The 18,710-nt window shown below is 61.6% G+C and carries 20 protein-coding genes and 2 pseudogenes; 13 read left to right on the top strand and 9 right to left on the bottom strand.

Annotation, left to right across the window (positions count from 1 at the left end; all coding sequences use genetic code 11):
- Positions 1 to 174: 174 nt before the first annotated feature.
- Both NKJ89_RS29225 and NKJ89_RS29220 read left to right on the top strand, forming a co-directional pair.
- Positions 175 to 1,120 (top strand): annotated as a pseudogene (locus NKJ89_RS29225) (IS481 family transposase).
- A gap of 47 nt (positions 1,121 to 1,167) precedes the next feature.
- The gene (locus tag NKJ89_RS29220; RefSeq protein ID WP_352607632.1) at positions 1,168 to 1,296 is read left to right on the top strand and encodes a hypothetical protein; all 129 of its coding nucleotides are present in this window, start codon (positions 1,168 to 1,170) and stop codon (positions 1,294 to 1,296) included.
- Positions 1,297 to 1,780: 484 nt separating this feature from the next.
- Here NKJ89_RS29220 and NKJ89_RS29215 read toward each other — a convergent pair whose 3' ends face one another.
- Both NKJ89_RS29215 and NKJ89_RS29210 read right to left on the bottom strand, forming a co-directional pair.
- Positions 1,781 to 2,530, bottom strand: a complete 750-nt coding sequence (locus tag NKJ89_RS29215) for a hypothetical protein (protein WP_352607630.1) — start codon at positions 2,528 to 2,530, stop codon at positions 1,781 to 1,783.
- A gap of 223 nt (positions 2,531 to 2,753) precedes the next feature.
- Positions 2,754 to 2,981: a hypothetical protein gene (locus NKJ89_RS29210; protein ID WP_352607628.1), complete on the bottom strand. Its 228-nt coding sequence runs from the start codon at positions 2,979 to 2,981 to the stop codon at positions 2,754 to 2,756.
- Positions 2,982 to 3,306: 325 nt separating this feature from the next.
- On the opposite strand from NKJ89_RS29210, the gene NKJ89_RS29205 reads away from it, so the two are divergent.
- A complete protein-coding gene (locus NKJ89_RS29205) occupies positions 3,307 to 5,052 on the top strand; it encodes a thiamine pyrophosphate-dependent enzyme (protein ID WP_352607626.1) in 1,746 nt (581 codons plus the stop codon).
- Between the two features lie 19 nt (positions 5,053 to 5,071).
- Here NKJ89_RS29205 and NKJ89_RS29200 read toward each other — a convergent pair whose 3' ends face one another.
- On the bottom strand, positions 5,072 to 5,401 hold the full coding sequence (locus NKJ89_RS29200) for a hypothetical protein (RefSeq protein WP_352607624.1): 330 nt from the start codon (positions 5,399 to 5,401) through the stop codon (positions 5,072 to 5,074).
- A 170-nt stretch (positions 5,402 to 5,571) separates the two neighbouring features.
- On the opposite strand from NKJ89_RS29200, the gene NKJ89_RS29195 reads away from it, so the two are divergent.
- The 5 genes and pseudogenes from NKJ89_RS29195 to NKJ89_RS29175 all read left to right on the top strand — a co-directional run bounded on the left by NKJ89_RS29195 (position 5,572) and on the right by NKJ89_RS29175 (position 8,287).
- Positions 5,572 to 6,516: a cytochrome c oxidase assembly protein gene (locus NKJ89_RS29195; protein ID WP_352607622.1), complete on the top strand. Its 945-nt coding sequence runs from the start codon at positions 5,572 to 5,574 to the stop codon at positions 6,514 to 6,516.
- A 125-nt stretch (positions 6,517 to 6,641) separates the two neighbouring features.
- Positions 6,642 to 6,923, top strand: coding sequence for a hypothetical protein (locus tag NKJ89_RS29190; RefSeq protein WP_352607620.1), 282 nt, complete (start codon positions 6,642 to 6,644; stop codon positions 6,921 to 6,923).
- A gap of 72 nt (positions 6,924 to 6,995) precedes the next feature.
- Positions 6,996 to 7,319 carry a hypothetical protein gene (locus NKJ89_RS29185; RefSeq protein WP_352607618.1) on the top strand — a complete coding sequence of 108 codons (324 nt, stop codon included), beginning with the start codon at positions 6,996 to 6,998 and terminating at the stop codon, positions 7,317 to 7,319.
- Positions 7,320 to 7,461: 142 nt separating this feature from the next.
- Positions 7,462 to 7,755 carry an ArsR/SmtB family transcription factor gene (locus NKJ89_RS29180; protein ID WP_352607616.1) on the top strand — a complete coding sequence of 98 codons (294 nt, stop codon included), beginning with the start codon at positions 7,462 to 7,464 and terminating at the stop codon, positions 7,753 to 7,755.
- Positions 7,756 to 7,803: 48 nt separating this feature from the next.
- Positions 7,804 to 8,287: pseudogene (locus tag NKJ89_RS29175) on the top strand (SRPBCC family protein).
- Positions 8,288 to 8,334: 47 nt separating this feature from the next.
- Here NKJ89_RS29175 and NKJ89_RS29170 read toward each other — a convergent pair.
- The 5 genes from NKJ89_RS29170 to NKJ89_RS29150 form a co-directional block, all read right to left on the bottom strand.
- Positions 8,335 to 8,688 carry a hypothetical protein gene (locus NKJ89_RS29170; protein ID WP_352607615.1) on the bottom strand — a complete coding sequence of 118 codons (354 nt, stop codon included), beginning with the start codon at positions 8,686 to 8,688 and terminating at the stop codon, positions 8,335 to 8,337.
- Complete coding sequence (locus NKJ89_RS29165) at positions 8,688 to 9,050, bottom strand: hypothetical protein (RefSeq protein ID WP_352607613.1); 363 nt, start codon at positions 9,048 to 9,050, stop codon at positions 8,688 to 8,690. The genes NKJ89_RS29170 and NKJ89_RS29165 overlap by 1 nt, the downstream gene beginning before the upstream one ends.
- The gene (locus NKJ89_RS29160; RefSeq protein ID WP_352607611.1) at positions 9,050 to 10,270 is read right to left on the bottom strand and encodes an NRAMP family divalent metal transporter; all 1,221 of its coding nucleotides are present in this window, start codon (positions 10,268 to 10,270) and stop codon (positions 9,050 to 9,052) included. Before NKJ89_RS29160 ends, NKJ89_RS29165 begins: the two co-directional genes overlap by 1 nt.
- Positions 10,267 to 10,566 (bottom strand): hypothetical protein, encoded by a 300-nt coding sequence (locus NKJ89_RS29155; RefSeq protein WP_352607609.1) that lies wholly within the window; start codon positions 10,564 to 10,566, stop codon positions 10,267 to 10,269. Before NKJ89_RS29155 ends, NKJ89_RS29160 begins: the two co-directional genes overlap by 4 nt.
- Positions 10,567 to 10,837: 271 nt before the next feature.
- Complete coding sequence (locus NKJ89_RS29150) at positions 10,838 to 11,053, bottom strand: hypothetical protein (RefSeq protein ID WP_352487382.1); 216 nt, start codon at positions 11,051 to 11,053, stop codon at positions 10,838 to 10,840.
- Positions 11,054 to 11,258: 205 nt separating this feature from the next.
- On the opposite strand from NKJ89_RS29150, the gene NKJ89_RS29145 reads away from it, so the two are divergent.
- The gene (locus NKJ89_RS29145; protein ID WP_352607607.1) at positions 11,259 to 13,559 is read left to right on the top strand and encodes an FdhF/YdeP family oxidoreductase; all 2,301 of its coding nucleotides are present in this window, start codon (positions 11,259 to 11,261) and stop codon (positions 13,557 to 13,559) included.
- A gap of 70 nt (positions 13,560 to 13,629) precedes the next feature.
- On the opposite strand, the gene NKJ89_RS29140 is transcribed toward NKJ89_RS29145, so the two are convergent.
- Positions 13,630 to 13,902, bottom strand: a complete 273-nt coding sequence (locus NKJ89_RS29140) for a hypothetical protein (protein ID WP_352607605.1) — start codon at positions 13,900 to 13,902, stop codon at positions 13,630 to 13,632.
- A gap of 251 nt (positions 13,903 to 14,153) precedes the next feature.
- On the opposite strand from NKJ89_RS29140, the gene NKJ89_RS29135 reads away from it, so the two are divergent.
- From NKJ89_RS29135 to NKJ89_RS29120, 4 genes are read left to right on the top strand one after another with little or no spacing between them, the layout of a single operon-like run.
- Entirely contained in the window at positions 14,154 to 15,260 is a 1,107-nt protein-coding gene (locus tag NKJ89_RS29135) for an NAD-dependent epimerase/dehydratase family protein (protein WP_352607603.1), read from the top strand.
- Entirely contained in the window at positions 15,257 to 16,336 is a 1,080-nt protein-coding gene (locus NKJ89_RS29130; RefSeq protein WP_352607601.1) for an NAD-dependent epimerase/dehydratase family protein, read from the top strand. The genes NKJ89_RS29135 and NKJ89_RS29130 overlap by 4 nt, the downstream gene beginning before the upstream one ends.
- Entirely contained in the window at positions 16,333 to 17,625 is a 1,293-nt protein-coding gene (locus NKJ89_RS29125; protein WP_352607599.1) for a TIGR04295 family B12-binding domain-containing radical SAM protein, read from the top strand. Before NKJ89_RS29130 ends, NKJ89_RS29125 begins: the two co-directional genes overlap by 4 nt.
- On the top strand, positions 17,610 to 18,710 hold the full coding sequence (locus NKJ89_RS29120) for a glycosyltransferase family 4 protein (protein WP_352607597.1): 1,101 nt from the start codon (positions 17,610 to 17,612) through the stop codon (positions 18,708 to 18,710). The genes NKJ89_RS29125 and NKJ89_RS29120 overlap by 16 nt, the downstream gene beginning before the upstream one ends.

Below are 18,710 nucleotides of genomic sequence, written 5' to 3'. Positions count from 1 at the left end.
TGCCAGACCGAAACAGCCATCGCCTTGGTTTTGCTTGGAACACCAAGAGCACGGCGACGGCATTTGCACGCGCAAGGGGAACCGGCCTAGATGTGAGCTTTCAGAGGGTTGTCCATTCGGACCGGACCGAGGAGACTGGAGTTACCAAGCTGCAGCACTCACCGGAGGGTCCGAATGAACATCCACAAGAATGCCCGTCTGACGCCGCTGCGTCGAGAGGAGATGGCGCTGTCGGTCATTGAGGGACGTCTTTCCCAAGCCGATGCGGCGCGCACCTACGGCGTGTCGGCCAAGATCGTGGCGCGCTGGGTCGAGCGCTACAAGGCCGAGGGCAGCAAAGGCATGATCGATCGTTCCTCGCGACCTGCCCGTATGCCACAGGCCACCGCCACGTCGATCGCCGAGCGTATCGTGGCGCTGCGGCGGCAGCGTTGGACCGGCAGGCACATCGCCATGGAGGTCGGTGTCTCGCCCGCCACCGTCAGCCGGGTTCTCAAGCGCGCCGGGCTGTCGCGGCTCAAGGATATCGAGCCGGCCGAACCGGTCCGGCGCTACGCACCCCGGCGAGATGATCCACATCGACATCAAGAAGCTCGGCCGCTTCAGCCAGGTCGGCCATCGCATCACCGGCGATCCGCAAAAGGGCAAGTCGCGTGGCGCCGGCTGGGAGTTCGTCCATGTCTGCATCGACGACGCCTCCCGCATCGCCTTCTCGCAAATCCTGCCCGACGAGAAAAAAGAAAGCGCCATCGCCTTCCTCAAGGCGGCGGTTGCCTACTACGCCAGCCTCGGCGTCGCGATCGCCCGCGTCATGACCGACAACGGCTCCTGCTACAGGTCGAAGGCCTTCGCCAAGGCCTGCCGCGATCTCGGCCTCAAGCATGTCACGACAAGGCCCTATACGCCCAAGACCAACGGCAAGGCCGAGCGCTTCATCCAGACGGCGCTCAGGGAGTGGGCCTACGCCATTGCCTATCCGACATCCGACCACCGCGCCGCCGAACTGCCGGTCTGGCTGCACAGATATAATTGGCATCGCCTCCACGGCAGCCTAAAGTCAAAACCGCCCATCAGTCGCCTCGCCTTAACCGAGGACAACCTGTTGAGGCTCCACACCTAGACGCTCCACGTTTCGATTAATCGAAGTTCACCGGTAGGAATTCTGCAATGGCGGAGAATTTATCTCGCGACGATGAACTGCGCGGCACCAGAAAAGTCCTCAAGTGGGGTGTCGTGATCGCCACCGTGCTTTTTATTGTGCTGCTGGCGATATTCGTCCTCGGCCCGCGTGTGTAGGCCTTCGAACGGGTCTGCGAGCATGTCGGTCGCGGCAAGCGCGCCCTTCTGGCTTCCCTCCCTTGGCCAAGGCAACCCTGCCCCACCGAAGACGATCGCCACCTTTGAAGTAGCAGCGCTGGAGGAGAGCCGCGCGCCGGCGGCGTTCGAGGCTGATCGCCACCCGTCGTGGTCTTGGGTGTGGGATCCTTGTCGGTCTCTATCTTGAGGGCTCTGCGTTACACCGGCTTCGGCCAGCTCTTTGCCACAGGCGACGGCTGCTGGGACATGACGAACTTTCTCGAGCCCGCTGGAGAGGCCGCGACCACTGCGGAAAGCGTGCTCGTACTCTCCGCCACGCCGGAACTGGGCAGGGTCCCTGGTTCCAGCAATTTCGCAGAGCGCTATGCGGCACGTTTTGGACCGATTGGAAACTAGCTCAACGTGGTGGAGAACGGCCGCTTTCGACAGGTGGCCGAGATTCCGCGGACCCCCGGCTGATCGGTCATTGCGTCCCCCTTCCTGCCTCGGGCTCACCATCTCTTCCGATGCTTCCCTCGGATCGTTGCACGGCCGCGCCACTACGATCCGGCCCGCTCGGGAACAGCACCTTCAACTTGTGCTCCGCGCCTGCCCAGCTGTGCGAATGATATTGCCACAGGCACCAATTACTCACCGCAAAGGCGAGAATGCCGGCAACCACGGCGAGACCGAGCGTCGACCCGATGACTGCCTTGATCATGACGCCCGCAAAGACGCCGGCGATTGCACCATTGACGACATTCACCATGCCCGCCGTGCTGGTGAAGGCCTGCCAGGGTCTGGGCCTGAGGCCGACATCGGCCAACAAGGCCAGATGATCGTCGTGGGTGGAGTGAACCAGATATCGCGCCATCGAGGGAGCGATCTCGGTGTAGTAGTGCCGGATGCGTGCCATGCCACGGGCATGGACCATATCTTCGATGCCCACCTGCACGGCCCTGACGAAGGTCACCAGTCCGATGAAATAGAGGCAAGGCAGCATGATCAGGCTGAACAGGACGAAGGGCAGCCCCATCCTGGTCACCTGCGCCACGAAGGCGAGCGCGATCGTGGCGCTCGACACCGACGTCAAGAACAGATTGGCGCGCTGGTTGGCCTCCTGGATGGTGGCGGCCCTGGCGGTCTCCAGCACGAAATGCTCCGTCGTCATCATCTGCAGGAGCTGCTGCCGGCTCTCGCTTTCGTTTGCTTTGATTTCATTTGTGTCCGGCATCGCGAACGGATCTATCGGCGGTCGCTGGATTGCCGGCGCGAGGCCGGCTCTCGGCTCGCGACGGTGGGTCTGGCGCCAGTATCAACCGGCGCGAACGAGCAGTCGTCGACCGAAGAACGAATGCCGTTCGGGTAAGGTTCCGGCCCGATCGCCGATCGCTGCTTTCACGCTCCATCTGTATCCAGTGATCTGCAAGGAACCGTGCTTATTCGTCGGCACGGTTCTAATTGTGGACGCTCTCCTGATTTTTGCCGCGAAGGATATCGCGGTCGTCGGGATCGACCAGGTCAGATGTGTCGGTCCTGATATCCGATCCCTTGCGCAACGCTTCTCGTTCCGCGGCCGACCGCTTCAGGTCTGCCTTCGCATCAAAATCCTTGCCGGCATTCTTGGTGTTCTCCCGTTCTTCGATGATGCGGATTTGCTGCTCATGGGTTCGGCGTCCGGTCATCGCTTCCTCAAGGTGTTCGGACCCGGGCCTTTTCTTGGTAATGGCAAGGCGGCTGGATCGTTCCGAACGGCGTCGAACAAGCGCTTTGTCGACTGCGGGTATCGGACTCCCCGGACTGCCTCGCGAAAGCTGCATCGAAATGCCGTGTCGGTTCCGCGCTTTCGCTCGCGGCAGCTTTGCCGCTTCGATGGAACAACCCGGCCCGTCCGCCGTTCGGCCGCTGGTCGCGAGATGTCCACGCCCGCGCGTTCGAACGGCTGGAAGCGAGGTGCCGTTCGCCGCAACGCCGGCCAAGCCAAGCACATCAACACCAGAGGAGGCTACGATGCCCAACACCGCCGAGATACTTGTCGACACGCTCATCGCATGGGATGTGCGCGTGATCTTCGGCCTGCCGGGAGACGGCATCAACGGGATCATGGAGGCGCTGCGCACCAGACAGGACAAGATCCGTTTTGTTCAGGTGCGGCACGAGGAATCGGCGGCGTTCATGGCGACGGCCTATGCAAAATGGACCGGCAAGCTCGGCGTCTGTCTCGCCACCTCCGGACCGGGCGGCACCCACCTGCTCACCGGCCTCTACGACGCAAAGCTCGATCAGGCGCCGGTTCTGGCCATAACCGGCATGCAATTCCACGATCTGATCGAGACCTTCACACAGCAGGATGTCGATCTGACCCGTGTCTTCAACGACGTCACCGTCTTTAACGCCCATGTCGCCGACGCGGCGCATATGGAAAGCGTTGCCGGCCTGGCCTGCCGCTCCGCGCTTGCCGGACGCGGCGTTTCCCATCTGTCGATAGCAAGCGACGTCCAGGAGCAGACATCGGCGAAGCGCTCGATGCGCAACCTGCCGAAGCACACGCCGGACCGGTGGTTCGAAGGAAGCAAACAACCAGACGAGGCCCAGCTCGATCTCGCGGCCGACATTCTCAACACGGCCTCGAAAGTAGCGATCCTCGCAGGACGCGGCGCGCTGCATGCCAAGGCGGAGCTCGAGAGGACCGCCGATCTGCTCGCCGCACCCGTCGCCAAGGCCCTGCTCGGCAAAGCCGTGCTGCCGGACGATCATCCGAACGTCGTCGGCGGCATAGGCATATTGGGAACTTTGGCCTCCCAGGAAATAATGGAGCAGTGCGAGGCGCTGCTGATCGTCGGCTCGACCTTTCCCTACATCGAATACTACCCCAAGCCCGGCAAGGCGCGCGGGATCCAGATCGACCGCAATGCGCAGCGCATAGGCCTGCGGCATCCCGTCGAGGCTGGCCTGGTCGGCGACGCCGCCGTCACGCTGCAATTGCTCAACAAGAGATTGAAGCAGAAAACGGACAGGTCATTTCTCGAACAGGCCCGGCAGAGTGTGCGGCGCTGGCGCGGCATGATGGCCGAGGCTGAAGGCAAGGACGACGTGCCGCTCAAGCCGCAACGCGTGGTGAAGGCATTCGGCGACCGCATGCCGGCCAACGCCATCCTCGCCACCGACTCCGGCCAAAATACCGAACTTGCCGCCCGCCATATCGATATCAAGGCGGGTCAGGACTTCGCCGTCTCCGGGTCGCTCGCATCGATGGCCTGTGGGTTGCCCTATGCGATTGCCGGCGGGATAGCCTTCCCGGGCCGGCCAGTCTTCGCAGTGGTTGGCGACGGCGGGCTCGCCATGCAGCTTGGCGAATTTTCGACGGCGGTGCGCTACAAGGTTCCGCTCAAGCTCCTCGTGATTAAGAATAACATGCTGAACCAGATTGCCTGGGAGCAGATGATGTTTCTCGGCAACCCGCAATTTGCCTGCGAACTCCAGCCGATCGATTTCGCCCTGGCCGCCGAGGCGATGGGCGGCATCGGCTACAGCATCACCCGGCCCGAGGACATTGAAGGCGTTCTTGATGCCGCTTTCGCCACCGTGGGCCCCGTGATCATAGAGGCCGTCGTCGACGCCTACGAGCCTATGCTGCCGCCGCGCATGCCGGATCAATACCGCAAGAACATGCGCACCGCGCTGAAGGAAACGCCGGGTCGACAGGAGATAGAAAAGAACCTTGCCCAGGAGCCCCTGAAGACGATGATGGGCTGACCCTGTCCCGCGCCGCCAATCACGTCTTGACGTAAGCGCCTGGCTGCCGGCCGCCCTTGGGAGCCTTGGCGTCCTTCGAGCGCTCGGCGACCGCCGGGCCGGCGCCGGACGTCTTTTCGGTTGCCGGGCTCGGGGTGGCTTGCTTAGGCGCGCTTTTCCTTGGCGGGTCTTGCCCTTCCGACTGGCGCGTCTTGTCGTCCACCTCGCCCATCCGCCGCGTCAGCCCAATCCCACCGGGAGGCTTCCTGTTGCCGGCCGCAGCCTGGGAGAATTCATCCGCAGCATCCGCGCCGACTTTGGCGGGGTGTTTGGTCGCGCCGGTTTCATAGCGGTTTTCGTCCTCGGTCATGACACATCTCCGATTGCATGACGGGTAAACATTTCTGCAGTGCGCCGGTTCCGTCGCATGCATACTGATTTTGACAGCGAAATAACCCAGATCGGCCGCGGCACATCGAAGATAAATTTTACTGCCGGCTACTGCCACTTCCGGGCCTTTCGCGCGTTGAAGCATCTTCAATGGATGTCCCGCGTGACGGATCGCAATCAGACTTCATCGGTGCTGTTCCCCGGCGGGTGCGGGCGATGAGCTTCGACGCGCTCTTCTCGACTTCGATCTGTTATGGCAGCGGCGCCCCCGAAGCCGGCTGGACGCTGGCGCTTCCCATCACGTTGCCGCTCGCGGCAGCCGCGTCGCTCTACGCTGCGGGCGCCATCCGGCTTTGGCGGCGGAGCGGACGCGGGCGCCCCATGCGATCACGGCGGGCGTTGCTGTTTGCCGCCGGCTGGGCCGTGTTGGCGGTGGCGCTGGTAAGTCCGATCCATGCCCTAGGCGGGCGCATCTTTGCCGCTCACATGATCGAGCACGAATTGCTGATGGCGGTCGCGGCGCCTCTGCTGGTCGCTTCCTGCCCGACCGCGCCGATGATGTGGGCGTTGCCGATGCGGGTGCGCCAGGGGCTCGGCGTGGCCGCGCGTGCAGGCATGCTTCGGGCGATCTGGGCATTCATCAGCCGCCCTGTGGTCGCCACCATCCTGCACGGAGCGGCGATATGGGCATGGCACGTGCCGGCATTGTTCGAGGCTGCCCTCCAACAGGGCCCCTTGCACTATGCCCAGCACGCCAGCTTCCTCGGCACCGGGCTCCTGTTCTGGTGGGTGCTGCTGCCTCGGCCCGGCCACGAACAAGCCTGTGGCAGGGCCGTCATGCATCTTTTCTTCACCTCTGTGCACACCGGCCTGCTCGGGGTGTTGCTCGTGGTCTCGCCGAGGCTCTGGTATCCGGAAAATGCCATCGGCTCGAAGCTGTGGGACCTCAGCCCGCTCGAGGATCAGCAACTCGCTGGCCTGGTGATGTGGATTCCCGCCGGCCTGCTCTATGGCGGAGCCGCGCTGCTCCTGGCCGCCCTATGGATCCGCGCAAGTGGGCGGCGACAGTCTTCGAACGGCCTACGCCTCATTTGAATCCATCACCTGAATCCATCCGCAGGCGATTATGCTCTGGAGCCGCGACGGCGTTTCGCTCGCGGCGGTTCCGCGCCGGCCCGGCCGGAAAAACGCAAAACCCCGTCCGGAAGCGCGGCCCCGGCATGTCCAACGGGATTTGGCCCCGCCTGTTCGAAATCGTCTCCGCGCCTTTTCCGGAGCTGTGCAATTCCCGGCGCTGTGAGCACTGCGCGCGCTTTCATCAGGCGGACAAGTTCGGGCCGAAGGCCATCGCCTCTGGCGGCGGCCAATTCATGCAGAAAAGCAAAGGGATACATTCGACTGCCCTTTCGATGGCGACGCCGTCCCTCTTCGGCTCATTTCGTGTCATGACGTTCAACGCCGCGGCCAGAACCATGTTCCGGAGATTTTGCCCGGGAATTTAGGCCGCCGCGGGTTATCCAATAGATTGGAACCTTCCGAGCCAGACAGAAGTTCTGACTGCAAAGGAGGCGATCATGGCCACATCCACGGACCGGAAACCTGCGGCGAAGACAGCCCATGCCTGGACGGAATCGGGGCTGGACAAGACGCCGGGGTTCGACCCAGCCGCCGCGCCGTCCAGCACCGACGCTGAGGCGGCGGATACACCCAATGACGCCGGGCAACCATCTCCCAAACGACAGTCGCGGTTCAAGAACCAAGCAAGCTTTGCCAATGCGATGCGGCCGATGGAGAACCGAGCCGACATACTACCCGGCAACAACTGGCCCATCTTGGTGATTGCCATAGCCGTGCTCGTGGCAGCTGCGGTCTTCATACTCGCCGCCATTCTTCGCTAAGGCGTGAACTGATAAACCGGCCCGATGCGCTGTCGATTCATGCGTTCGCGAACTCGATTGACGACGATGCTCTCAAGTTTTTAGTTAGCTTTTCTGGCTAACGTTCATAGACGGTTTGCCCCCGTTATAGTGAGCTTCATCGATGCAACTCGACCACATTTTCAGGACCCTCTCCGACGCGACCCGTCGGGCAATAGTCATGCGGCTATGTGAGGGTGAGGCGTCTGTCGGAGAACTGGCGAAGCCGTTCGAAATGGCGCTGCCGAGCCTAATGAAGCACATCGGCATTCTAGCGAGCAGCGGCCTCGTTACGTCCGAAAAGAACGGGCGCGTCAGGACGTGCTCGTTGCAGAGGGAAGCTCTCGCACCATCGAGGTTTGGTTGGCGGCTCAAAGGGAAGTCTGGGAGCACTGGCTGGATCGACTGGGTTGCGTAGAGAAACGAAGGAAGAGGAAAAGCCCAATGCCCGCAAACGCGAGGCAAAATGAATCGGCTCTGTCCACTCGCGCTTGATCGAGAGAGCGTCCTCTCGCGCGTGATCAACGCGCCACGAGAGCTGGTTTCTCCGCATGGGCTGATCCGCGCCATCTTCCCCAGTGGTTCGGCCCGGCCGGGTCAAGATTGATACGAAATCGTTAGATATTCGCGTCGGCGGCGAATGGCGGTTCGACATGACCGCGCTCGACGGCAAGCGATATACGAACCATGTGCAATTCCGGCGCATCGAGAGGCCGCACTTGATCGAGTTCAATCACGGCACCGAAAAGACAACGATCATGGCTTGTTCCGCACCACCATCACGTTGACGAACAGAGCGACGCAAAGACCGTCATCACTTTGCGACAGTTGCATCGTTGCATCCAACGAAGGCTCAGCGCGAAGCGGGGATCGGCTTCGGCGCGGTCGAATTCGGCTATCAGACTCTCGACAAGCTGGCGCAGTACGTCGAAAGCAGCAAGGCCACTTAGCGACATCGGACAAATCTTCCACGCGTGGCTTTCAAGCTCTCTTTTCGTCAGGTTCTGGTCTGGCCTTTACCCTGCGGATGTTCGCGGCCGCCTTCCATTCGGGAAAGGTCTTTTTTTGAACATAGCAGCCTGGGCCGTGCAGGATCGGAGATGTCGATCTTGTCCCAGGGAATGCGATAAAAGCCGCCGCCGCGGCGTAGCCGGAACAGGTCGAGAACCGCAGCGCCTATGGCTGAAGCGGAGAGACGCTCGAATGCGGCATAGATACCGACATGGAACTCGATAATCACGAGATCATCCCCATCCTGTTCGGCGCATATCTCCTCGATATAGCCGACGCTCTCCCCGCGCTGCGAAAGCACGCGTCGCCCGGCAAGCTGTTCGAGATTGACCGTCCTCATCAGCCCGCTCCCGGGATGCGGCCAATGACGTGGTCCCGCAGCCAGTTCTGCCAATCGAAGATCGCCGTCTCGCGCACATCGATGTCGAACTCGATATCGACGCCAATGTCGCGCACCTTGTTCCAGGCGATCCGATGCGGCTCGCCATGGTCCTTGCCGCCCAGCTTTGCCGCCAATCGCATCATCCAGCGGCCGGGCCGCGGACCAAGCCGACGCGCCAGGGTGATGGACCCAAGTTCGATCGCAGCCACTCTGGGCGGCTTGCCCGGCCTCAGTTCGGCCACCAGCCCATCGACTTTGCCGATCTTGACCTGCTCGCGGTCGACCACTTGCTTGTCCAGAATGTCGCGCACCAGATCCATCACGTGCCTCCGAATATCTGCAATGGGATGGTCACGACCGCCAGCACGAAACCAAGTGCGATGATGAAGACGACCGCCGCGTTCGAGATCATCCCATTGCAATGCTTGCCCACGTAACGTTCATCGTTCAACAGGAAGACGAAGGGAATCACGCTCAACGGCAGGCTGGCAGCCGTCAAAGCCATGGAGAAGATCGTCAGCTTCAACGGATCGAGGCCAAAAGCGATCGGCAAGGCGCTGAGGAACAACGACAACGTGTAAACCGTGCTGAAGCCTGGATTGTCGCGCGGCTTCTGGTCCTCGCCCCATGTCCAGCCGAAGCCCTGGGCCACGAGATAGGCTTGCTGCAGCCCGACCTCGAGCGTCGCGCCGAAGCAGGCAATGCCTAGCGAAGCGACAAACAGGACAAACCCCCAGAAGCCGAATACCGGGATCAGCATCAGCGGCAATTGATGGTAGTCGTCCACCTGGTCAATGCCGTGGGCGGGAAGCACGAGAGCGGCAACGATCAGCACACCGATGGAGATCGTGCCGCCAAAGGTCATTCCAAGGGACGCAATAGCGCGATTGGCACCGAGATAACTTCTGTCCCACTGGTCCTCGATGGCGCCCGACGAGTAGAACATGAACAGATAGGGCGAGATCGACGCTCCAAGAATACTGACGGCCATGAACCAGTAATTGGCCCGGTCATGAGCCGGCAGCGTGGGAACCGCGCCCGCCGCGACCTGACCCCAGTCGGGCTTGAGCATCACGGCGCCGGCCACAAAGCACAGAGTGACCAGACCGAGCATCGAAACACCTTTCTCGATAAGGCCGAACGTCCCTTTCCAGAGAAACAACCACGCCAGCAACGCCACCAGCAGCGCCCACCACTGGAAACCGATCCCGGTGGTGAGTTCGAGTGCAATGGCGACGCCGCCGATCTCTGCCGACATGACCAGGAAGTTGATCAGCAAGATCGCGAGCAGCGGCCAAAGAAAGACGTTGAAGCCAAATCGCTCGCGAATTCCATCGGCGATGGTGTGATGGCTTATAGCGGCGAACCGACCCGCCATCTCGACGAGAAAGATGATGCAGATCGTCCCCAGAACGACCGCCCAGACCAGCTGGAAATGGAATGCCGCACCGGCCTGAGCCGCCGTAGCCATCGAGCCGATCTCGAGAAAGCCGCCAATGCTGGTTACGACACCCAACGATATTTCGAGCAGCTTTTTCATTGTTGCGGCGCCAAGGATTTGGCGTAGGCGGCCAGCGTCGTGGCGGCTCTTCGCAGGTCCCGCTCCGCTTGTTCAACCTTGGCGCGGTCACGATCCCGTAATCCCGTCTGCGCTCTTGCTGCCGCCGACGACAGCTGCTCGAGAGCCTTGATGAGCTCCGCTCGGTCGGAGTCCTCCGGTGAACCGGCCGATCGGATTTGCGCTTCGGCATCGGACCAGATGTGGCTGACGGATTGCAATGTCAGCGACGTGTAGTTCCGGGGTGCCGCTCCAGCAAGCCAGGCTTCCAAGACCATCGATGCCGTCTGTGCGGCGGAGGCCGCAGTTCTCGACTGCTGGTATACCTGGTCTGTCGAAGACGTGCATGCGGTCAACGCCGTAGCAATCAACATAACGCATAGGGAGCGAAGTCGACCTTGGAATTTACCGGCGGAATATATCCTATGCGTTTCTCGCGTTGCTGTCACACGATTGCCCTCCCCGGCGCGAGACAACTGCGAGTCTGGTATGTGATTTCGATTTGGATCGCCCGGTATTCATGTCATCGACCCACCCAGCGGCCGGCACCTAGCGCGACGCTGCCTCGCCCTTCCTATATTCGTGAATGAGGCCCAGGATCTGCGCCCGGACCAATTCGCGAGCGTCAGGCTGGACGAACGGCATCAGCAGTTCGACCTTCTCCTCGACCTCCTTGGGGAGATCCCCTGCAGGATCGCTGAGACTGGTCTCGTACTCGTAAAGGTTATCCGACAGCTTTCTGTCTATATCTGACAAGATGCCCATCGCGTCCGCTCCGGTCGTGCTCAGCGTCGTGTTTCAATCGCTGACCAAAGGAAATGTTCCCACGACGGCGCCTGCCGCGCGTCGCATGCGCTCCGAGACATCGCCATTCCAGGCTCTGCTCGAAAGAGGTTGCGGCTTCGCAGAGCCAGCGGGAACAATTGGTCGCGGGTCGGGTTTGTTTAGTCTTCGTGCAAGGATGACTGACATGAAACCCGCCGTAACCGATCACATCGAGATAAAGAAATACGACCATCCGACCGGCGGCTGGGGGTCGCTTCGGTCCCTGGCTCGCAAGGCGCGCGGCGAAGGCCTTTTGCTTTCAGGGATATGGAGCACGCTGCTCAAGCAGAACAAGGCGGACGGTTATATGTGTGTTTCCTGCTCGTGGGCGAAACCGGCCCAGCCAAGGCCTTTTGAATTCTGCGAAAACGGCGCCAAGGCAACGATGTGGGATCAGACGAAGCTGCGTTGCGGACCTTCTTTCTTCGCAGAGCACAAGGTGACGGAGCTGCTCGACTGGCCTGATCACGATCTGGAAAAGCAGGGCAGGCTTACCGATCCGCTGCGCTATAATCCCGTCAGCGACCGCTACGAGCCGGTTGCCTGGGATCGTGCGTTCCGCGAGATCGCCACAGAGCTGCGGCGACTCGATCCGAAATCGGTCGTTTTCTACACCTCCGGTCGAGCCTCGCTGGAGGCTTCCTTCATGTATCAGCTCTTCGCGCGCATCTACGGTTCATCCAACCTGCCGGACTCTTCCAACATGTGCCACGAATCCACTTCGGTGGGTTTGCCGGAGTCTATCGGCTCCCCTGTGGGCACCGTACAACTCGACGACTTCGCGAAATGCGACATGATGTTCTTCTTCGGCCACAACACCGGCGTAACCGCGCCTCGGCTGCTGCATCCATTGCAGGAGGCACGTCGACGCCAGGTGCCGGTGTTCACCTTCAATCCTTTGCCGGAAAGGGGACTAAAACGGTTCAAGAACCCGCAAAATCCCGTCGACATGCTGTCACCCGGCCCGGGAACCAAGATGTCCAGCGACTTCTTTCAAATCCGCGGCGGCGGCGACATTGCAGCCATGACCGGCATTGCAAAGGCTCTGCTGGCGCTCGACGACGCTGCGCGTGAACGCGGCAATCAGCGGCTCCTGGATGTCGATTTCATCACCGAACATACGCATGGCTTCGCCGATTTCGAAGCCTATCTGCGCGCCGCCCGCTGGGATGAGATTGTCGGCCGGTCAGGCATTGCGCGGGCCGATCTGGAGCATGTCGCAGAAGTCTACAGTCTTTCGAAGGCGGTGATCGGCAATTACGGCATGGGCCTGACGCAACACAGGCATGGCACCGAGAACGTCCAGATGCTGTGCAACCTGCTGCTGATGCGCGGCAATATCGGAAAACCCGGCGCCGGCATTTCGCCCCTGCGCGGCCATTCCAATGTCCAGGGCCAGCGCACGGTCGGCATAACCGAGAAACCCGAACTCGCTCCACTGGACAAGTTCGCCGAGTTCTATGGCTTCCAGCCACCGCGCCAGAAAGGCCTCGACACCGTGGAGACCTGCGAGGGCGTCATCGGCGGATCGGTGAAGGGCTTTATCGCTCTGGGTGGCAATTTCGTCCGTGCGGTGCCCGAGACCGGCCTGATCGAAAAGCATTGGCGTCGACTCAGCCTGCATGTCGAGATCGCGACCAAGCTTAACCGCAGCCATCTCTTTCCGGGGGCGGTTACCTATCTGCTACCCTGCCTGTCGCGGCTCGAACGAGATCGCGAGGCGAGCGGTGACCAGACGGTTTCGGTCGAAGATTCGACCGCCTGCATACACGGCTCCTTTGGCTCGCGGCCCCCTGCTTCGCCAAATCTGCTCTCGGAACCGAAGATCGTTGCGGAACTCGCCATGGCTACGGTGCCCGGCAGGAGTTCAATTCCCTGGGACCAATGGGTTGCCGACTATTCCCATATCCGTGATGAGATCGAGCGGTGCTACCCCCAGCATTTTCGCGACTTCAACAAGCGGTTTCTCACCCCGGGCGGCTTCCATCGCGACATCAAGGCGTCGAAGCGCGTGTGGGAGACGCCCAATAAGAAGGCCAATTTCAAGTTGCCGACCATGCTCGAGGCAAATCCCGACATCGACCTTTCCGGCGATCGGGTGCTGACGCTGATCACCGTGCGTTCCAATGACCAGTTCAACACCACCGTCTACGGCTACAGCGACAGATTGCGCGGCATCCATGGCACGCGCATGGTGCTGTTGATGAACGAGGCGGACATCCGGCGTTTCGGCCTGCGCGCGGGCCAGGATATCACTCTCGAAACCCATGCCCATGATGGTGTAGAGCGGCGCGTTCACGGCCTGCGCGTTACGCCTTATTCGATTCCCGAGGGCAATTGCGCCGGCTACTATCCGGAACTCAACCCACTGGTCCCGCTCTGGCACCGGGCCAAGAAGGCTCATGTCCCAGCCGGAAAGTCGGTACCGGTGCGGATTGTTTCTTGAGGCATCCAAGCCGGGCGACACTTTGAGCAGCGCGAGGTCTCGTTCAGCAGTCGGCACTAGACACGAGCCGTCAGGCGCTCTGGCTACGTTCGATGAACTTGTTGAAACGGCTGGCGTTACCGCCGCCCGTTTCTTCCTGGAAAAGGAAGGCCAGATCATTCTCGTCGAAAATCCGGAAGAACTCGTCCCATTCGATGGGCTCCAGCGTTTCCTCCGGCTCGCCAAAGTCAATCCGCAGGATACCGCCCTTGCCCGAGGTGCGTATCACGGCAGGGCGGCCGCCTCTGTCGCTGACCCATTGGCGGATTTCGTCATGATCGGTCGTCGTCCTTGCTTGTGACATTGAAATCTCCGTTCGGTTCCCAAGGTTAGCAACCGGGCCTTCCCTCGCCGATTTTCAGACCCATCAATCCCGATGATCGGATGATTGGTGGCGCGCCGTAACGGGCCGATCGCTAGGCTCTAACATCGAAGAGCCTGCAATGTTCCAGCGTGCGCTTGGCGTACCGCGGATCGATCTTTGTTGATGCTCAGGGAACAAAGCTTTTGCGAAAAAGTTCGGAACGCCAAGGCGGGTTTGCGTGAGGAGTTGTCGTGAGACGCATATTGGTCACCGGCGGCTGTGGCTTTATCGGCCGACATGTCGCCCAAGAACTCATTGAGCACGATTACGCAGTTTGTATTTTCGACGCGCTGCTGGACCAGGTGCATGGCGGGGAAGCGGTAAGCATTCCGGCCGGAGCCGAGCTGATCAGGGGCGACGTGCGCGACCGTGATGCGCTCGCTGGTGCGCTGCAGGGCGTCGATGCCGTCATTCATCTAGCAGCTGAAGTTGGTGTCGGTCAGTCGATGTATGAGATCGCCCGCTATGTCGGAACCAACGATCTCGGCACCGCTGTCCTGCTCGAAGCACTGATCAGACACCCGGTCCAACGGATCGTCGTCGCTTCGTCAATGAGCGTCTACGGCGAGGGTCTCTATGCGTCGCCGGACGGCCGGCGCGTCGGCAATGCGCGGCGGCGGCCGGAAGGCGTCAGGAACGGGCAATGGAATCCCTTGTCGGCGGAGGGCGACGTCCTGTCGCCGCTGCCGACGGACGAGGAAAAAGCGGTCGACCTCGCCTCGATCTACGCCCTGACCAAATACGCGCAGGAACGCGCGGTGCTGATCTTCGGAGAAGCCTATGACATCGATGCGGTGGCGTTGCGGCTGTTCAATGTCTTCGGCGCCGGGCAGGCGCTGTCAAATCCCTACACCGGGGTACTCGCCAATTTTGCCTCGCGGCTGGCCAATGGCCAACGGCCGATGATATTCGAAGATGGCGAGCAGAAGCGCGACTTCGTGCATGTGCGCGATGTCGCCCGCGCCTTTCGGCTCGCGCTGGAACAACGCCAGGCGCGCGGCCATGTCATCAATGTCGGCAGCGGGCGCGCCTATGCCGTCAGCGAGGTCGCCCGGCTGCTGGCCGATGCGATGGATGTGCCGGAGCGCTCGCCGGAAATCCTTGGCAAGGCACGCTCGGGCGACATTCGAAACTGCTTTGCTGACATCTCGAAAGCACGCGATCTGCTCGGCTTTGAACCACGGCTGCAGCTGGAGAATTCCCTGGATGAGTTTGTCGCTTGGGTGCGCGGCACGGTCGCAATCGACCGCGGCGCCGACATGAGACGCGAACTGGAAGAGCGGGGGCTGGTATCATGACGTCCGACTTGCGCAACCCTCGCGAAGCCCACGTCGCGATTGTCGGCGGCAGCGGCTTCATCGGCTCGAACCTCGCCGACAGCCTGCTGTCCGACGCGACCCCGGTTCTGATCATCGACAATTTCAGTCGCCCCGGTGTCGAACAGAACCTGGCATGGCTGAAGCAGAAGCATGGCAATCGCATCGCCGTGGAAACCGTCGACGTCCGGGACGCGGACGCCTTGCTGCCGCTTGTGGCGAATTCGGCGGCTGTATTCCATCTTGCCGCGCAGACGGCCGTGACCACGAGCCTCGTGCAGCCGAGCGAAGACTTCGACATAAATCTTCGGGGAACATTCAACGTTCTCGAAGCCGCCCGTCGAAGCGACCGATGCATCCCGGTGATCTTCGCCAGCACCAACAAGGTTTATGGCGGGCTCCCCGACATCGCGGTGTTCGAGCAGGATAACCGTTGGGTGCCTAGTGATCCCGCTATCCGTGCCAACGGCATCGGCGAGAACCGCGGCCTGGATTTCTGCACACCCTATGGCTGCTCCAAAGGCGCGGCCGATCAATATGTGCTCGATTATGCCAAATCCTACGGGCTGCCGACCGTTGTGCTGCGGATGAGTTGCATCTATGGGCCGCATCAGTTCGGCACTGAGGATCAGGGCTGGGTGGCGCATTTTCTGCTCAGCGCCTTGTCCGGCCGCCCCATCACGATCTACGGCAACGGCAACCAGGTGCGCGACATCCTTCATGTTTCCGATGCCGTTGCGGCCTATCGCGCGGCACTTGCCCGGATCGAGGAGGCCAGCGGACAGGCATTCAATCTCGGTGGCGGACCAAAAAACGCGATCAGCCTGCGCATGCTGCTGGAGGAGATCAGCGGCATCACCGGCCGTGACGTCTCGATCCGCTATGAGCGCGAACGCACCGGCGACCAGCCGTTCTTCGTTGCCGACACACGTCGGATCGAAATGACGCTCGGCTGGAAAGCGGCGGTCTCCTGGCGCGAAGGGGTCCGCCATCTCGCCGATTGGCTGCGGCGCAATCGCCTCGAACCGCAGCCTGAGCCCGCGAGGTGCGTGGCATGAGAGTAGCCCTTGTCAATCCGTTCTGGACCTATGAGGAGAGCATCTACTTCGGCTGCCGTCAGCCGCACTTGCCGCTCGAACTGGGCTATTCGAAAGCGATGCTTGAGGCCGATGGCCACGACGTGCTGATGCTGGACGGCCAAATCCAGCAGCAGGACAACAGCCAGCTTGCCGCGCGTGTCGCTGACTTCGGCCCGGCCATGACCGTGGTCAGCACCGCGCCGACTTATCTGTTCTGGCGTTGCGCCCCACCTGAGTTGCGCGTGCCGGCCGATTTCCTCAACCGTCTCGCCGGCCGTGGCGGCCGCACCGTCGCGGTCGGCCCGCATGGCTCGGCGACACCGGCACCAACGCTGCGCAAGCTTGGGGCTGATATCGTCGTGCGCGGCGAATGCGAGGAGGTCGTCGCGGAACTTGGCCGACGCGACGACTGGAGCGCGGTTCCGTACACCGCATATCTGCAAAATGGTGAACTTGCCGGCGACGGCCTCGTCCACGCCAGCCCCTTTGTCCACCATGCCCCGCTCGAATGGCCGTCCGACTGGCTCGCCAGCCATACTCATCACCATCATCGCTTCGATGAGAAGCAGTTTGGTTTAGGTGCCGAAGTCGAGGCTTCGCGCGGTTGCCCCTACAATTGCAGCTTCTGCGCCAAGATCGATTTCCGCGATGCGTATCGGCGCAGGAACCACGATGTAGTGACGGCGGAAATTGATCGGCTGATCGCTCAGGGTGTTGGCTATATCTACTTCATCGATGAGATTTTCCTCCCGCAGAAGGCGCTGCTGGAAGTGCTTGTGGATCGCGATGTCAAATTCGGTGTCCAGACCCGCATCGATCTTTGGAAACCCGAGCTCCTGGAGCTGCTTGGCGCCGCTGGTTGTGTCTCGATCGAGGCAGGGCTCGAAAGCCTGACGATGGAAGGACGCGCCATGCTGGCGAAGCGCTGCCGGCTGGGAACCGAGGAATTGGCCGCATTGCTTGTCGACGCGCGGCGTCATGTCCCCTTCGTTCAAGCCAATCTCATCGGATCGGTCGAAGATGATCCGGCTCTGGTCGAATATTGGCGAAAGCATCTCATCGACCGCGGCGTCTGGGCAAACGAACCGGTGCCGCTCTATCCCTATCCCAGTTCACCGAGCTATCGCGAGCTCTGGGGTGACCCCGACGACTTAGCCTGGGAGCGCGCGCACGAGCATTATCTCGCCTCGTTCGGCACCTTTAGCGACATCCAGGAAAAGCATCCTCGTGCGCTAACCGAATTGGAGGCCGCATGTTGCAGTCACTGATCCCGCGCCAGCGACGCATCCTGATGACGGTCGACGCAGTCGGCGGCGTCTGGCGTTATGCGCTCGATCTGACGCGTGAACTGATCACCGGCGGCGATAGTGTCGTTCTTGCCGGGCTTGGCCCCAAGCCATCCGCCGAGCAGGCCGAGGAAGCCGAGACCGTCGCGGAGCTGGTATGGCTCGAGACTCCGCCAGATTGGATGACCCGCAACGAGGCCGACCTGGACGGGCTGCCACAGGAGCTGTGCGCCCTCGTTCGTGAATACGCCATCGATCTCGCCCACCTCAACGCGCCGGCACAGGCAGTAGGGCTCGATCTCCCCTGCCCGGTCGTGGCGGTGTCGCATTCATGTGTGGTGACATGGCTGCGTGCGGTGAAGGCACAGGATGCCGGCGGCGAATGGACCTGGCAGAGGGACCGCAACAGAACCGGTTTCGATCGCGCGAACGCGGTGATTGCGCCCAGCCGAAGCCATGCCGCCATGCTTGAAGCCTGCTACGGACCAATTCCGGGCCTCAGCGTCGTCAACAACGGCACCCGGCCCGGCCCGGTGGCCGCGAGGCGGGAAGCCGTTGTCTTCGCCGCCGCGCGCTGGTGGGATGAAGGCAAGAATTCAGTCACCCTCGACCACGCGGCATCGCTGATCCGCTGGCCCGTTTTTGCTGCCGGGTCCGTTCACGGTCCCGATGGGCAAGTAGCCCATTTCAGCAACGTTGCAGCCCTGGGTTCGATCGGACATCAGGAAGTCCGTTTGCTGATGGCGCGAGCCGCCGTCTTCGTGTCGCCGTCGGTTTACGAACCTTTCGGGCTTGCCGCTCTGGAGGCTGCAACATCGGCAACACCGCTCGTGCTGGCGGATATTCCTACCTATCGCGAATTATGGGACGGGGCGGCACTGTTCTACAATGCCAGCGATCCGCATGACCTCGCCAAATGTGTCGACGGTCTGTGTTGCGACGATCAACATAGGAAACGGCTCGGCCAGGCCGCTGCACGCCGTGCCCGCAGGTTCTCGCTTGCAAAACAAGCCGCCGCCATGCGCGACATCTACGGCCGCTCGGCTCTATCCGTGGCGGAACATTGA

Origin of the sequence: Mesorhizobium sp. M0047, assembly GCF_040323315.1 — a bacterium.
GTDB lineage: Bacteria > Pseudomonadota > Alphaproteobacteria > Rhizobiales > Rhizobiaceae > Mesorhizobium.
This window is presented reverse-complemented; position numbering and strand designations above follow the sequence as displayed.